Genomic DNA, 14,673 nt, shown 5'->3' with positions numbered 1-14,673 from the left:
CGGCTCAGCCGTGTTGTGCCGCCGGCTCGCGGCGCACTTTCATGAGGCTGCGCAAGCCCGACAGTAGCGGCGCGCGCGCCATGCCCGGCGACCGGCCGAAGCTCTCGGTGATGCGGTCGAGGATGATCGCCAGCATCACCACCGACAATCCGCTTTCGAAGCCGAGCCCGATATCGAGCCGCTGAATACTCGCCAGCACGTCGTTGCCCAGACCGCCCGCCCCCACCATCGACGCGATGATCACCATGGAGAGCGCCATCATGATGGTCTGGTTCACGCCGGTCATGATCGAAGGCAGCGCGTTGGGAAACTGCACCTTGTAGAGCAATTGCCACGGCGTGCAGCCGAACGCCTGCCCTGCTTCGACGATTTCCCGGTTCACATGCTTGATGCCGAGCGACGTGAGACGCACCGCCGGCGGCATGGCGAAAATGACGGTAGAGAGAATCCCCGGCACGCGGCCCAGACCGAACAGCATCGCGGCCGGAATCAGGTACACGAATGCCGGCATGGTCTGCATCAGATCGAGCACGGGGCGCACCATCATCTCGACGGTACGGCTCTTCGCGGTCCAGATGCCGAGCGGCACGCCGAGCAGCAAGCTGATCAACGTGGACGATAACGTCAGGCCGAGCGTGATCACCATCTGATCCCAGAACCCGGTGCCGTAGATCAGCAGCATGGCGAGCAGCGTGAACAGCGCGAAGCGCCAGCCCACCCGCCACAGACCGATGCCGACAAAAAAGGCCATCATCGCCCACATCGGCACGGCTTGCAGACCGTGTTCGATCACCGCTGCAAAGCTCTCGATGACCTTGCCGATGGAATCAAACGTTTTTGCGTCGTGGTCAAGCAGGTAATGAACGCCGTGATCGACCCAGGCGCCAAGTGGAATGACTTCAGACATGGGAACTCCGATGGCGTGTGAGAACGTTCAGCACGTTCGTCTTGTTGACCGAACCACAGTAGGAACCGTCGGCTTCGACAACCGGCAGCGGCGCGCGGCTCGCCACCACCAGTTCGACCACATCGTCGAGCGGCGTGGTGCGGCGGATGCATTCGATTTGATTGAGTTGCGGCGAAGCGCTGCCCATCGCGTCGCGGCACACGAAGCCGCGAATCTTGCGTTCGCTGTCGAGCACGAACGCGTAGTCGGCGCTGCCGTTAAGCGTGGCCGCCACGCTCGACGCATCGATCTGCGGCGAGTGCTGCATGAGCGGCACGGCGTCGGTCTGCATCAGATCGCCGGCGGTCAGATAGCGGCTCGTGTCGATGCCTTCGAAGAACGCACGGACGTAATCGTCGGCCGGATTGGTGATGATCTGCTGCGGCGTGCCGACCTGCACGACCCGGCCGCCTTCCATGATCGCGATGCGGGTGCCGATACGCATCGCCTCTTCCAGGTCGTGCGACACGAACAGGATGGTGCGCTGCTGCTCGCGTTGCAGATCGAGCAGAACGTTCTGCATTTCCTTGCGCTTGAGCGGATCGAGTGCGGAGAACGCCTCGTCCATGATCATCAGCGACGGGTTGACCGCCAGTGCCCGCGCGAGACCCACGCGCTGCTGCATACCGCCGGAGAGTTGCGCGGGCAGCTTTTCCGCGAACGGCGCGAGGCCGACCTGTTCGAGCACGGCCATCGCACGCTTTTCGCGCTCCTTGCGGCCCACGCCCGCCACTTCGAGGCCGAACGCCGCGTTGGACAGGACGGTGCGCTGCGGCATCAGTGCGAAGGACTGGAACACCATGCTCATGTCCTTGCGGCGCAGCGCCGTCAATTCCGAGCGCGGCACGCTGGCCACATCGCGCCCGTCGATCAGCACCTTGCCGGCGCTCGGCTCGACCAGCCGGTTGATCAGACGGATCAGCGTCGACTTGCCCGAGCCGGACAGGCCCATCAGCACGAAGATCTCACCTTCCTTGACTTCGAACGATACGTTGTGGACGCCGACAATCTGACCGGTGCGCGCGAACACTTCCTCTTTCGTTGCGCCGCCTGCCAGCATGCCGATCGCCTGTTTCGGGTTGGTGCCGAACACCTTGCACAGCCCTTCGACCACGACCTTGGGGGAATTCATTGAATGCTCTCCTATGTCGACCTGAGCCAGCGCTTTAACGCCGACTCCAGTCCCATGCAAGATAGTTGCTGCAGTGGCGGACGTCCGTCCGCGCTGTGCATACATAGTTGCCAGAAAAAAGTACGCCTAGCCGACTATTTGCGACAAGCACATGTGGAAATGCGACACCCCTATCTGGCGCACGCCGCGCGGCGGCGGCCGAAGCGTTACTGGGCAAGGGTTTGGAGGGTGTTCGGGGGGGCGCCGACGCATGTCGCGCCAGAGCAAGTCGACGCGGTGGGCGGCAAAAAAAATGCGTTTCGGCGGGGTTGCCGCGTGAGATGCGGTGGTGCAGCAGACGAGGCGTCTTCCGGGAGTCAGTGTAAACGCTTACCCGGACAACGTTCGGCGTTCACGAAACCGACACCCCCAGCAATCGCCCAACTCCAAACGTAAACGCCGCCGCGATCAGCCCGATCACAATCTGCCGCAACGCCGAAAATCCCGCACTGCGTCCGTTGAAAAGCGAGGTAAACACGCCGATCGACGCGAGCGCCAGCATGCTGAGCACCACGCATTGCACGATCGCGCTGAAGTCGCGAGCCCACAGAAACGGCAGCACCGGAAAAATCGCGCCCACCGAGAAGAGGCAGAACGACACGCCCGCGGCCGACCACGGATTGCCGCCCAACTCCGCGGGATCGAGCCCGAGCTCCTCGCGTGTCAGGGTATCGAGCGCTTTGCTCTTGTCACGCATCATTTGGGAGGCGACCCGTTTCGCCTCGTTCGCGTCGAGCCCTTTGGCGCGGTAGATCAGCGCAAGTTCGTGTTCTTCGGCTTCGGGCGTTTCCTCGATTTCTTGCGCCTCTTTCGCGATCTGCGTGCTGGCCAGTTCGCGGGCATTGGTCACCGAGAGCCATTCACCCAGCGCCATCGAACAGGCGCCGGCAATGAGCCCCGCGAGGCCCGTCAACAGAATCGCCTTGTTGCCGGTTCCCGCGCCGGCCACGCCCATGATCAGACAGAAGTTCGAGACGAGACCGTCGTTCGCCCCGAGCACGGCGGCGCGCAAATCGTTGCCTGAGCCCGCGCCTTTGTGCCACTTCTCCGCGGCCGCGATCCGCGCGCCCGGCGACAGGTTCGCATCGCCGCCGCCTTGCGCCAGCGTGCGGACGACCGCGGCATGATGTTGTTCGTCGGCGGACATCCGGCCCGCGTCCGGCTGCCCCTCGTATTTGTTGCGGTCGGCATATTCCGCGGCAGCGAGCGTGGGCAGCACGAAGCCCGCGCCGAACAGGCGCACCAGAGCCTTCATCAGGCGGGTTTTTATGGCGGGGCCGGCGCCCTTCGGTTCGAGCCCGCTGGCCTTGAGCCTGTCGGCCCAGACCTGCGCATGAGCGCGCTCGGACTTGGCGAGGTCGCTGTACACCTCTTTGCGCGTGTCGTCTTTCTCGGCCTCGGCGAGCGTTTCGTACAGCGCGGCGCTGTGCAGTTCATCGGAGAGATTGGCTTTATAACGTTTTATTTCCTGTCGGGATGCCATGGCGGTGTACCTGAATTTTTAAGTCGCTCGCAAAAGCGTAATCGATTCAGGTACGGAAAGCATCAACGCCCTAAAACGTCGCTCGAGCGAGAACTTCAATGCTTCGCGTCGACACTCGCGCCGGCCGGATCAATGCGCGGCGGGCGCGGTCCGGTGTCCTCGCCGGCCGACGGCCAGCGCCAGCAAAGCGGACACCGCGAGACTCGCCGCCACCACATAGAGCCCGGGGCGTATCCGCCCGTCACGCTCTTCAGCCAGCCGATCGCAAACGGGCCGACAACCGCACGCCGGGTGCGGATATCTACGCAGTGTACCCGCAGCAGTTACAGATGACGGCGCGCGTCAAGGCGTGCGTGGACATGCTGATCGAGACGCCTGGCGCGCGTTGAATGGGTCAAGCCGACCCAAGGCGAATCGTTCGCGGCCGCGGGGCGCACGTGGGACGTTGATCCGCTGATCCGTTGATCTTATCGGCAGCCGCGCGAAGTGCAGTCACGCCGCGCGGCGTGCGTCACGATTACTGGCTCGCGCCCGCTCCGATGCCAGCCTTCTTCTCCGCCTTCTGCAGCTTGTCCGGATAGTTCGGATCGTTCTGACCCGGCTGGTAGCCTGCATCTTCGAGCTTCTTTAACTCGGCATTCTTCTTGGCACGCGCTTGCTTGCGCGCCGCCTTGCGCTCGGCCTTGGTCGGTTTTGCACTGCTCGCCGCGGCGGGTGCCGCCGTAGCCGCAGCGCCGCTGGCATCTTGCGCCGCGGCGAGCGGAATGCTGCCGGCCATCAGGGCGGTAACGGCCAGTCCGAGCATGATCTGTTTAACGGCAAAGCTCTTCATTTTCAAAATCCCCTCTCGAAAGTTGGCAATAGCATTCAAGCCTGTCAGCAGGCCTTTGTTCACTACCGCGAGCCGCGCACGGCAGTCATGGCGTACTCGCGGTCAAAGCTTACAGGCAAACCGTCAGAAGCGTATTTTCAGCGCCCCGAGCCGCCGCTATGTCAGTCAGACGAACCTCACGAGCCGGCCGTGCGCGCCGCGTCTTCTTCCTGCAATTTCCGCCACAAGATCTTGCCGCTGCCCGATTTCGGCAGCGACTCGAGGAACTCGACGATGCGCGGCGCCTTATACGACGCCATCTGCTCATGCGCCCAGTCGATGATCTCCTTCGCAGTAATCGTGCCGGCGTGAGCCGCATCGGCTACCACCAGCGCCTTGACGGTCTCGCCGCGCTTTTCGTCCTTCACGCCGATCACGCACACCTCGTGAATTGCCGGATGCCGGTACATCAGCGCCTCGACTTCGGCCGGCCACACCTTGTAGCCGGATGCGTTGATCATCCGTTTCAGGCGATCGGTCATGAAGAAATACCCGTCTTCGTCGATATGGCCGAGATCGCCGGTTCGCAGAAACCGCTTGCCGTCGAGTTCGATGAATGCCTCCGCCGTCGCTTTCGGATTGCCCCAATAGCCCAGCATGACTTGCGGCGCGTTCACGACGATCTCGCCGGTCTCGCCTTGCGGCAATTCCTGCAGCGAGACCGGATCGATCACGCGCGAGTCCACGTCGAACACGGGAATGCCCAGACACTGCGGCTTCGGACGGTGCGGCGGATTGATATGCGTGCCGGCAATCGTTTCCGTCATACCGTAGCCTTCGACGTAATCGAGCCCGGTCAGCGCCTTGAGCTTTCGGGCGATCGCATCCGGCATTGCCGCGCCGCCGCCGCGCGTGCCGGTGAGGCTCGACAGATCGTATTCGCCGAGTTTCGGGTTCGACAGGAAATCGACCATCATCGTCGAGATGGATTGCCACGCGGTGACGCGATATTTCTGCATGCATAGCGCTGCCGCTTCGCGATCCCAGCGCGGCAACAGGACGATCGTTGCGCCGGAGAAGACCGCGCTGTTCATGCCGCCTTGCATGCCGGTCACGTGAAAGAGCGGCAATACCGATAGATAGACGCCGTCTGGCGGCGCCGAGAACCAGACGCAGCCGCCAAGCAGCGTGCTCATCACGCTGCGGTGCGTATGCATGCAGCCCTTCGGTTTGCCGGTGGTGCCGGACGTATAAGGCATCACACAAAGATCGTCGGGACCGGCGGTGAGCGGCCCCGGCGCGATGCGCCGCTCGATCATGTCGTGCCACGACGTGACGCCGGCCAGGCTGAATGTCTTGCGCGGCGCCGCGACGAACTCCGGCACGGGAATCGGCGACGGCCGCTGCAGATAATCGCTATAGGTCGCCACGATCGCGTGCTCGATGCCCTTGCCGGGCCCGCTGCCGATCAGCGGCTCGACGTTCGCGAACAGGCATTGCGGCGCGATGATGGTGGTCGCGCCGCTGTCTTCGACGTAATGCGCCAGCTCGGCGCTCATGTTCATCGGATTGACCGGCACCACCACCGCGTTCGCCCGCAGGATGCCGTAATACGCGATGATCCATTGCGGACTGTTCTGCATATAGAGCAGCACACGGTCGCCCGCCTTGACCTGACACTCCTGCTGCAGAAAGCCCGCGATCCGCTCGGCTTCGTCCTTGAACTGCGAGAACGTCACCGCCGTATCGTAGAAGATGATGAACGGCTTGGCGGGAAAGCGCGCTGCCGACACCTCGGCGTTATAGAAAAGACTCGTTTCAGGCAGCGTCAAATGCAATGGCACTTGCGGCGGCCAATGGGCGTGATGGCGTTCGTTCATCAGCGTCTCCTGATCTTGTAGTGTCCGCGCGCGGTTCTCTGCGGCCGCGCGCTTTCGTTCACATCGTCACGCGTGACCCACGCTTCGCTCAGACGATGATCGCGCCGCCGTCCACCGCGAAATCCTGACCGGTGATGTGGCGCGACGCTTCACTCGCAAGAAACACGATCGGGCCTTTGAGATCTTCGTCGCCGCCCAGCCGCTGCAAGGGCGTGCGCGAGACGATCGTGTCTTCGAGTTTGCCGAGCAGCCCCGCCGACATCTTCGAAGGGAAAAAACCCGGGCAAATCGCGTTGACGTTGATGTTGTACTTGCCCCACTCCGCGGCCAGCGCACGCGTGAAGTTGATCGCGGCGGCCTTCGACGTGTTGTACGCAATGGTGTTCATGCCGGGCGGCGATCCTTTCAGCCCAGCCACCGAAGCGATATTGACGATCTTGCCCGCGCGCCGCGGGATCATGCTGCGCTTGCCGACTTCGCGGGCGAGAAAGAACGGTGCGTTCACGTTCAGATTCATCACCTTGTGCCACGCTTCGTCGGGATAGTCTTCGGCGGGAGCGCCCCATGTCGCGCCGGCGTTGTTGACGAGAATGTCGATGCGCTCGTGCACGTTCAGCACTTCATCCACGAGGCCGGGAATGCCTTCGAAGCGTTGCAGGTCGTTGACCACCGTCTGCACTTGAATGCCGCGTTGTTCCAGATGCGTTTTCGCTTCGGCAAGTTCGTCGGCCTTGCGCGCGGTGATGGCGACACGGCAGCCCATTTCGCCGAGTGCCTCGGCCATTTGCAAACCGAGTCCGCGCGAGCCGCCGGTGACGAGTGCAACCTTGCCGTCCAGTCGAAACAGGTCCTTCACAGACATTGCGTCGCTCCTCCAGATTGTTCTGCTGTGCAGATTGGTAGGCCGTCCTGTTCGCCCATCATACGTGCCGGAATTCAGCCTGTAAATAAAAGCACGCTCATTCGTTTTCGTTATAAGCTGGCTCGCATAGCCGCGCGGCAAGGCATTGGGAATTACCCGGATAGCGTGCTTTTCAAGCATGCCGTGCTGAGGCGTTCCGTCGTGTTTTCCCCTATGCGTCACGTCGCTGTTGCGCATAGCGGCTTACTTTTTCTACGGGTCTTCTTCCATGCAAGATGCGTCGATCATCAATCCGCGTGATCTCGAGTTCCAGTTGTTCGAAGTGCTCGAAGCACAGACGCTTACGCGCCGCGCGCGTCACGCCGATCACGGCCGTGAGACCTTCAACGCCGCACTCGACACCGCGCATGCGGTCGCCGTGGAAAAGTTCGCGACGCACAACCGCCTTTCCGACGAACACGAACCGCGGTTCGACGGCCAACGCATCACCTTGCCCGCCGAAGTCAAAGAGGCGCTCGACGCATTGCGCGCCACCGGCTTTCTCGCTGCCGGGAAAGACTACGAATGGGGCGGCATGCAACTGCCTTCGGTGATTTCGTTTGCGTGCCTGTCACTCTTCAAGAGTGCGAACATTGCCACCGCGTCGTACGCCATGCTGACCAGCGCGAACGCGAACGTGATCGAACGGTTCGGCAGCGCGGCGCAAAAGCGCAAATATCTGCAGGCGCTCCTCGAAGGCCGCGCGTTCGGCACCATGGCGCTGACGGAACCGCAGGCGGGTTCGAGCCTGTCCGATCTCGTCACGAGCGCCACGCCCAATGCGGACGGCACCTATTCGATCCGCGGCAACAAGATTTTCATCTCGGGCGGCGATCACGAGTTGAGCGAGAACATCGTGCATCTGGTGCTGGCGCGCATTCCTGGCGGGCCGCCGGGCGTCAAGGGCATTTCCCTGTTCACCGTGCCGAAATTGCGCGTCAACGACGACGGCAGCCTCGGCGCGCGCAACGACGTGGCGCTCGCCGGACTGATTCACAAGATGGGCTGGCGCGGCACGACGTCGACCATGCTGTCGTTCGGCGAACGGGGCGAGTGCATCGGCGAACTGGTGGGCGAAGCGCATCAGGGTCTCGCCGCGATGTTCCACATGATGAACGAGGCGCGCATCGGCGTCGGTCTCGGCGCGGTGATGCTCGGCTACCGCGGCTATCTGGCCTCGCTCGATTACGCGCGTGAGCGTCCGCAGGGACGTCGCCCCGACAACAAGAATCCGCTCGATCGGCAAGTGCCGCTGATCGAACACGCCGACGTGCGCCACATGCTGCTCGCACAGAAAGCCTACGTGGAAGGTGCTTACGCGTTATGCCTGTACGCGGCGCGTCTGGTCGACGAACAGAACACCGGCGAGAGCGACACGGCGCGCGCTGAAGCGGGCCTGCTGCTCGACCTGCTCACGCCGGCGGTGAAATCCTGGCCGTCCCAATGGTGTCTCGAAGCCAACAGTCTGGCGATCCAGATTCACGGCGGTTACGGCTATACGCGTGAGTATCCGGTCGAGCAGTTCTATCGCGACAATCGCCTGAATATGATTCACGAAGGCACGCATGGCATTCAGGCCATCGATCTGCTTGGCCGCAAGGCAACGATGAAACAGGGTGCCGCGCTCGGCCAACTGGCGCGTGAAATCCAGCGCACGATCGATGCGGCGCGCGAGCATACGCCCTTGCATGCGCATGCCGCCGCACTCGGCGAAGCATGGGCTGACCTGGCTGCCACCGCCGAGGCGCTGCTGCCCGCGCTGGCCCATGACGGCGAACGTGCGCTCGCCAATGCGAATGCGTTTCTCGAAGCATTCGGCCATATCGTGATCGCGTGGACGTCGTTGCGGCAGGCGATCGTCGCCAGCGCCGCGCTGCCCGCTTCGAATCGCGAGGCGGATGCGGACTTCTATCGCGGCAAACTGCAGGCGTGCCAGTGGTTTTTCCGCTAGGAACTGCCGCGCGTCGCCCCGCTGCTCCAGATGCTGCGCGCTCTGGACGACACCACGCTCAGCATGGCGCCGCGGTGGTTCCAGGCACCGCGTCACGCGCGAATCTGCAGTCCGAACCACGCACCATGCCCGATCCACGCGAGCGAAGGCGGCGGCCGCAGCGATTGTCCGCCCCCCGGCTCGCGCGGCGTTGCGCGCCAGTTTTTTCAGCATGAGCGCGTGCGCTGGAGTATTGTTTAAGCGCGCCGGGAGCGTGGCAGCATGACTCTTCTACAAGACAGGGTGCTCCTCGTGAGCGGAAAGTGCTCGCAAGCGCGTGGTTTTTTGCATGCAACGAAGCGACATTAATTTTTCGAGGATGGAGAAAACGTGAAAACAGTCAATCTTTTGAAGGCGCTCGGCATCGCATTGTGTGTGGCAACCGCATCCGGCGCCTATGCCCAGGCGAGTGACGCGATGGCGTCCGGCGACATGGCGGCGCCCAGTGCCAAGACGGTAAAGAAGGCGGACCGCTCGCTGGGTCTGCAAGTGCGCAAGGCTCTGTCGAAGGCGCAGGGTTTTGACGTGTCGAACGTGTTTGTCCGGGCTCGCGGCGGAGTCGTGACGCTTACTGGATCCGTGCCCGACGGCGCACAGATTCCGCAGGCGGAGGAAGTGGCGAAAAATGTGGCGGGCGTGAAGTCGGTGAATAACAAGCTGACGATCGGCACGCAAGGCGGCGGAGGTTAAACGTCACGGTTTTCACCCGGCGACTTGCGAGGTGACGACAGGCGACGCCGCTCGATAACAGCATGACGCGCCGCCTGTCGTCCCGGTATTTGAAACACACGGCCGCCGTCGTGCTCGCCTCATGCGATCCTGCTGCAATGGATCCACGCGGGGCATCTATCCGATGTCCGTTCACCGCCGCTACGCGCGCACGATGCCGGTCAGCGGCCGCCCCTTCGGCGTTGGGCCGAACAATGCGGACGCCGTACGCTGCGGATCGAGCCCGAGGCTTTCGCTCGCGGCGCCGGCAATCAGCGCGTCGAGCGAGGTGGTCGGCTTGAGGTCGCGTGCCTCGTAAAGGTCGTGAGGCGCGAGCCCCGGCCAGTCGGCGATCACACGCCCACCTTGCACCGAGCCGCCCAATACCATCGCCACCGAGCCCGTGCCATGATCGGTGCCGCCCGTGCCGTTGGCGGCGGCGGTTCTGCCGAACTCCGTCGCCACCAGCACGGTGGTCTTGCCCCACAACGGACCCATGCCGTCGCGCAACGCGGCGAGCATCGTGTCGAGCGCCTTCAGCTGATTGGCGAGACGCGCGTTCTGCGCGCTATGCGTGTCCCAGCCGCCGGTTTCGATCATCGCGATGCGCGGACCGTTCTCACGCGACAGGAAACCCGCCGCGAGCTTGCCGAGGCTCGCCGGATCCTGACGCGCGCCGGCGTCGCCAGCGAGGCCGCGCGCGTTCATCGCCGACTCCCACAACGGGCGCAACTGCGCGTCCTCGTCGTAGAGTTGCGAGACCCGCGCGAGCAGATCGTCGGGGGCTTGCGGCAGCGCCGAGGGCGCATACGACGTCACCGCCGCCGGGCCGCGCAACGCCATCGGCACGGTCGGCGCGAATGCGATCGCGTTCTCCCGCGTGGCGGGCAACTGCGCGACGAGCCGGTTCAGCCAGCCGTCTTTGATCTGATACGGCGATGCGCCGCCGGTCTCGAGCACGTTCTGTCCGTCGAAGTGCGAGCGGTCGCGATACGGCGACGCCACCGCGTGCACGAACAGCGCCTGATGGTCCGCATACATCGCGGCGGTCCGCGCCATCGCCGGGTGCAACGCGAACGTGCCGTCCAGCCGCGGCGCGTTCGAGGTGTCGATGGCAAGCGCGCCGCGCAGCGTGGCATAAGCGGGCTCGGCGTATGGCACGACGAGGTTCAGGCCGTCGGCCGCCCCGCGCTGGATCACGAACACGAAACGACGATCGGTGGCGACGCTCGCGAGAGCGATCCGCGGCGACACGAGCATCGCACCCGCACCCGCGGCGGCGACGCTCAGAAACTGGCGGCGTGAGAACATGAGATTCATCTCCGTTGAAAATCCGGCGAGACCAGCAATAGCGCGATCGCCGTGGACGCACTCTCGGCGCGCGATACCGCGACGGCCGTCGGCGCGCTGAGCGAACCGGCGAGCAAGCTCTGGCCGAGCGCGCGCGCGTCGAGCCGGTCGCCGACGCGCGCGGCGAAACGCTGGGCCACTTCGACCCGGCGCACCAGCGCGTCGGGCGCGGCCCAGCTCGCGGCGATGTCGTCGTAACCGGCCGGCGAGCCCGGCCGCCACACTGGCTGGCCGAGCTGAGTGAGAAGGGGCGCCGCCTGCTGGTTGCCGAGCTCGCGCCAGCCGAGTCCGCGCATCGATGAAATGGTCCACTCCCACGGCGTCTTGAACTTCACGGCGGCGGGCGACCACGCTTGCGGCAGATCGATCAGCGCCCGGTACACGGACGGCAGATCGCCGCCGCTGCGCTCGAACGCGCTGGCGAGCCGCTCGCTCACGCCGGGCGGCAGCGTATCGGCGACGAAATGACGGGCCAGCTTGCCGCCGATATGCTGCGCAGTCGCCGGTGCGCTCGCGAGGTCATGCAGGATCGCGAGCGCCTGTTCTTCACCGGGCTGGTCGTAGCGCCGGCCCATGATGGTCCGCGAACCGGGCTCATGCAGCGCGGCGCGAAACACGAACGTGCCCGGCGCCGCGTTCTGCTGCCGGGCCAGCCGGCCCGCATTGCCGGAGCTCGCCGCGTTGGCCGGATTGCCGGCGACACTCCAGCCGGTCAGCGCGCGGGCAAACTCGGTGACGTCCTCCTGGGTGTAGCCGCTGCGCGCGCCGAGCGTGTGCAGCTCCATGATCTCGCGCGCCAGGTTTTCGTTCAGGCCGCGCTTGCGATCCGGATCGCGCTGGGCGGCACGTATGGCCGCCATGCTGTCCGGTCCCACCGAACGCGTCTGGTCGAGAAACAGTTGCATCGCAGGATGACGTTCCACGGCGGTCAGCATGTCTTCGAAGCGGCCCAGCACGTGCGGGCGAATCGCTTCGGCCTCGAACGCGCCCGCCAACGCCGCTACGCCCGGCTTCTCGGTGGATATCGCGAAATGGTTGGCCCAGAAATGCACCAGCCGTTCGACGAACGGCGTTTGCGTGGTCAACGCACTCGTCACCCGTGCATTCACGGATGAGCGGTACAGGTCGAGTATTTCGCCGCGCAGGGCTTTTCGTTCGGCTTGCCTGGCAATTCGAGCGCTGGCTTGCGCCGGGCCTTGTGGGTCGGATTGAGCGTTCGTCGGTGCGTTGGTTTGCGTATCGGGCTGTGTCGCATTACCCGCATTACCCGCATTACCCGCGTTCGCGGATTCTATGGCCGCGCCCTCGCCCGCGTTCTGGCGAGCCTGCTGGGTGAACTGCGCACGCTGTTGCAGCAGTTGGGTCGACAGCGCCACCGAGCCGGGCTGGCCCGCCCACGCGGCCGGCCGCGCCTCGTATCGTTCAAATTGGGCGAGCAGCCAGCCTTTCGGCTCGGCGGGCGGCATATCGTCGGCACGCGCGCCCAGGCCGAAGCGGTTCAGTGCGATCGCCGCGGCGTTCAGGTTCGGTGAGTTGGCCATACCACCCTCTTCGGCTTTGGATAGTCGTTAAACGGCTGCCGCAGGCCAATCCGTCGCGCCCGCTCCGGTTTTTTTCTTCCTAATCGCCCGAAGATTCGCTCGATGCCGGATTTTCCGGCTTACCCGCCTTCGCTGCCGGCTGGGGTTCGCGCCACTGCCCACGCAGCTTGAGGCTGTCGGCGAACCGAACCCGCTCCTCGGGCGACAAGGTCGCCGCGAAATCCGCCACACTGCCTTCCACTTGCGCGCGCAAATGGCTGTCTGCGTCGCGCGTGCGGGCGAGCGCGGCGTCCAGCGCCGCACGATCGAACTGCGGCGCCGCCAGCAGGCGCAACACTTCGCGGCGCCCTTCGCGCCCTTCGCGGGCGTATTGCCGGCCCTCGCGGCGGCCGTTCTTCAGGCTGTCGGCGAAAGCCTTCTGACGCTCGGCGGGCAGCGTCTGCGCAGCGAAGCGCAGCGCGTGCTGTTGCGCCAGCACCGGCGCCGCCGCGCCGCGCGCGGCGAACCATTGATAAGCACCGCCGACGATCGCGCCCACCAGAAACACGTTCAGCACCAGCGAGGCCACGAGCACGATTTTCCACGACCGGCCGTTCATTCGTCGCTCCAATCGGTGGACGAACCACCGTAGCTCGAGGTTAGATAAGACGACTCATGCATTGGCGGCACCTGCTGCGCCGCTCCCGTGAGAACGAAGAACGAGACGGCAAACGCGCCTGCCACGCCGCCCAGCAGTCCGACGCCCGCGACCGCCGCGCCCGACCACCACCAGCGCCGCCGCGGCGCCGCCTGCCGCACCGGCGCAGCGTCCAGCACGCGTTCGAGCAGCGCCGCGGCCGGCGGCTCGACCTTGTCGGCGGCGAGCCATGCGTCGATGCCGGCCGCCTGCGCCAGCAGCGGCTCGGCTTCGGCGCGATGCGCCCGCGCCCACGCCTGCGCCGCCGCGCGCTCCGCTTGCGGCCAGCGGCGCGGCTCCGCGCCATAGGCCTCGACGATCTGATGGAATCTTTCGGGCGTCATGACTTGTCCTTGCTAAGGCCGCTGCCGGCCAGTTGAGCGCGCAGATTGCGGCGCGCGCGGGCCAGCAGACTTTCCAACGCATCGACGGTGATGCCCATCAGGGCCGCCGCGTCGATGTTCGACATCTCCTGGTAGTAGTTGAGCACGAGCGCTTCGCGTTGCCGTGGCGGCAACGCGGCGAGCGCGTCGCGAACCCGCTGGTCTTGGGCACGCGCTTCGAGACCCGCCTCGGGGAGCGCGGCGGGATCGATCTCCTCGGGCATCTCGCCGTGGGGCTCTTCACGCCGGCCCCGCAGCCGGTCGTAGCAGAGATTGAGCGCGACGCGATGAATCCACGTGTCGAATTTCGCCTCGCCTTCCCGCCAGCGCGATGCCTGTTTCCAGATTCGCACGAACACTTCCTGCGCCACGTCTTCCGCTTCCATGCGGTCGCCCAGCATGCGCGTGGCGAGCGCGAGCAGTCGCGGCAGCTTGCGCGAGACGAGCGAACGGACGGCGGCCGGATCCTGCCGGCCGACCTGTTCGAGCAGTTCCGCATCCGGATCGCGTTCGCTCAAGGCGTGGCGCTCCCCGGCGCGCGTTCATGGCGCCGCCTCGCGCCCGCCACAGGGCGAACCTTGCTCATCTGGCGCAGCTCCTGGCCATGCGTCTCATGCTGACCCACCTCATACGGATCGTTGTGCGCGCACCGAAACGGCGCACCCGTACCGCGCGGACGGCATCTCCTGCCTGCGCGGCCACGGTCAATATACGACGACCGCCGGCCGATAGTAGGCCGGCCGCGCCGCAACCACCACGCAGCCGGCGAGCGTACCCGCCAGCAGCATTATCACGAGCGTCTTCATAGCGATCTCCTCAGAAGGAAGCGCCGC

The 14,673-nt window shown here is 64.9% G+C and carries 12 protein-coding genes and 2 pseudogenes; 2 read left to right on the top strand and 12 right to left on the bottom strand.

The window, feature by feature from the left end; genetic code table 11:
- Window positions 1–4 precede the first annotated feature (4 nt).
- The 7 genes and pseudogenes from choW to CJU94_RS21455 all read right to left on the bottom strand — a co-directional run bounded on the left by choW (window position 5) and on the right by CJU94_RS21455 (window position 7,153).
- The gene (choW, locus tag CJU94_RS21490) at window positions 5–907 is read right to left on the bottom strand and encodes a choline ABC transporter permease subunit (RefSeq protein WP_095420726.1); all 903 of its coding nucleotides are present in this window, start codon (window positions 905–907) and stop codon (window positions 5–7) included.
- A complete protein-coding gene (locus CJU94_RS21485) occupies window positions 900–2,078 on the bottom strand; it encodes a quaternary amine ABC transporter ATP-binding protein (RefSeq protein ID WP_095420725.1) in 1,179 nt (392 codons plus the stop codon). Before CJU94_RS21485 ends, choW begins: the two co-directional genes overlap by 8 nt.
- 391 nt (window positions 2,079–2,469) lie before the next feature.
- A complete protein-coding gene (locus CJU94_RS21480) occupies window positions 2,470–3,600 on the bottom strand; it encodes a VIT1/CCC1 transporter family protein (protein ID WP_095420724.1) in 1,131 nt (376 codons plus the stop codon).
- Between the two features lie 129 nt (window positions 3,601–3,729).
- Window positions 3,730–3,878, bottom strand: a pseudogene (locus CJU94_RS41840) (MFS transporter); the annotation flags it as partial.
- A gap of 239 nt (window positions 3,879–4,117) precedes the next feature.
- Window positions 4,118–4,432: a hypothetical protein gene (locus CJU94_RS21465; RefSeq protein ID WP_095420723.1), complete on the bottom strand. Its 315-nt coding sequence runs from the start codon at window positions 4,430–4,432 to the stop codon at window positions 4,118–4,120.
- A 176-nt stretch (window positions 4,433–4,608) separates the two neighbouring features.
- The gene (locus tag CJU94_RS21460) at window positions 4,609–6,291 is read right to left on the bottom strand and encodes a long-chain fatty acid--CoA ligase (RefSeq protein WP_095420722.1); all 1,683 of its coding nucleotides are present in this window, start codon (window positions 6,289–6,291) and stop codon (window positions 4,609–4,611) included.
- 88 nt (window positions 6,292–6,379) lie between these two features.
- Entirely contained in the window at window positions 6,380–7,153 is a 774-nt protein-coding gene (locus CJU94_RS21455) for an SDR family oxidoreductase (protein ID WP_095420721.1), read from the bottom strand.
- A 268-nt stretch (window positions 7,154–7,421) separates the two neighbouring features.
- On the opposite strand from CJU94_RS21455, the pseudogene CJU94_RS21450 reads away from it, so the two are divergent.
- Together CJU94_RS21450 and CJU94_RS21445 are read left to right on the top strand one after the other, a co-directional pair.
- Window positions 7,422–9,224, top strand: a pseudogene (locus CJU94_RS21450) (acyl-CoA dehydrogenase); the annotation flags it as partial.
- A 288-nt stretch (window positions 9,225–9,512) separates the two neighbouring features.
- Entirely contained in the window at window positions 9,513–9,872 is a 360-nt protein-coding gene (locus CJU94_RS21445) for a BON domain-containing protein (protein ID WP_095420720.1), read from the top strand.
- A 180-nt stretch (window positions 9,873–10,052) separates the two neighbouring features.
- Here the strand turns inward: CJU94_RS21445 and CJU94_RS21440 are convergent, their stop codons facing one another.
- The 5 genes from CJU94_RS21440 to CJU94_RS21420 form a co-directional block, all read right to left on the bottom strand.
- On the bottom strand, window positions 10,053–11,201 hold the full coding sequence (locus CJU94_RS21440; RefSeq protein WP_095422729.1) for a DUF1501 domain-containing protein: 1,149 nt from the start codon (window positions 11,199–11,201) through the stop codon (window positions 10,053–10,055).
- A 5-nt stretch (window positions 11,202–11,206) separates the two neighbouring features.
- Window positions 11,207–12,781 carry a DUF1800 domain-containing protein gene (locus CJU94_RS21435; protein ID WP_095420719.1) on the bottom strand — a complete coding sequence of 525 codons (1,575 nt, stop codon included), beginning with the start codon at window positions 12,779–12,781 and terminating at the stop codon, window positions 11,207–11,209.
- 79 nt (window positions 12,782–12,860) lie between these two features.
- Window positions 12,861–13,379, bottom strand: a complete 519-nt coding sequence (locus CJU94_RS21430; protein ID WP_095420718.1) for a periplasmic heavy metal sensor — start codon at window positions 13,377–13,379, stop codon at window positions 12,861–12,863.
- Window positions 13,376–13,801 (bottom strand): hypothetical protein, encoded by a 426-nt coding sequence (locus CJU94_RS21425; RefSeq protein ID WP_095420717.1) that lies wholly within the window; start codon window positions 13,799–13,801, stop codon window positions 13,376–13,378. The genes CJU94_RS21430 and CJU94_RS21425 overlap by 4 nt, the downstream gene beginning before the upstream one ends.
- Window positions 13,798–14,358 (bottom strand): RNA polymerase sigma factor, encoded by a 561-nt coding sequence (locus CJU94_RS21420; RefSeq protein ID WP_095420716.1) that lies wholly within the window; start codon window positions 14,356–14,358, stop codon window positions 13,798–13,800. The genes CJU94_RS21425 and CJU94_RS21420 overlap by 4 nt, the downstream gene beginning before the upstream one ends.
- Between the last annotated feature and the right edge of the window lie 315 nt (window positions 14,359–14,673).

Source organism: Paraburkholderia aromaticivorans, assembly GCF_002278075.1.
Lineage (GTDB): Bacteria > Pseudomonadota > Gammaproteobacteria > Burkholderiales > Burkholderiaceae > Paraburkholderia > Paraburkholderia aromaticivorans.
Note: the sequence above shows the minus strand (reverse complement) of the source record. Positions and strands in the feature narration are given on the sequence as shown.

Coding starts and splice junctions, on each gene's coding strand:
- CJU94_RS21485 (WP_095420725.1), bottom strand. CDS start 2,078: ATGAATTCCCCCAAGGTCGTGGTCGAAGGGCTGTGCAAGGTGTTCGGC.
- CJU94_RS21440 (WP_095422729.1), bottom strand. CDS start 11,201: ATGTTCTCACGCCGCCAGTTTCTGAGCGTCGCCGCCGCGGGTGCGGGT.
- CJU94_RS21460 (WP_095420722.1), bottom strand. CDS start 6,291: ATGAACGAACGCCATCACGCCCATTGGCCGCCGCAAGTGCCATTGCAT.
- CJU94_RS21455 (WP_095420721.1), bottom strand. CDS start 7,153: ATGTCTGTGAAGGACCTGTTTCGACTGGACGGCAAGGTTGCACTCGTC.
- CJU94_RS21435 (WP_095420719.1), bottom strand. CDS start 12,781: ATGGCCAACTCACCGAACCTGAACGCCGCGGCGATCGCACTGAACCGC.
- choW (WP_095420726.1), bottom strand. CDS start 907: ATGTCTGAAGTCATTCCACTTGGCGCCTGGGTCGATCACGGCGTTCAT.
- CJU94_RS21480 (WP_095420724.1), bottom strand. CDS start 3,600: ATGGCATCCCGACAGGAAATAAAACGTTATAAAGCCAATCTCTCCGAT.
- CJU94_RS21430 (WP_095420718.1), bottom strand. CDS start 13,379: ATGAACGGCCGGTCGTGGAAAATCGTGCTCGTGGCCTCGCTGGTGCTG.
- CJU94_RS21425 (WP_095420717.1), bottom strand. CDS start 13,801: ATGACGCCCGAAAGATTCCATCAGATCGTCGAGGCCTATGGCGCGGAG.
- CJU94_RS21465 (WP_095420723.1), bottom strand. CDS start 4,432: ATGAAGAGCTTTGCCGTTAAACAGATCATGCTCGGACTGGCCGTTACC.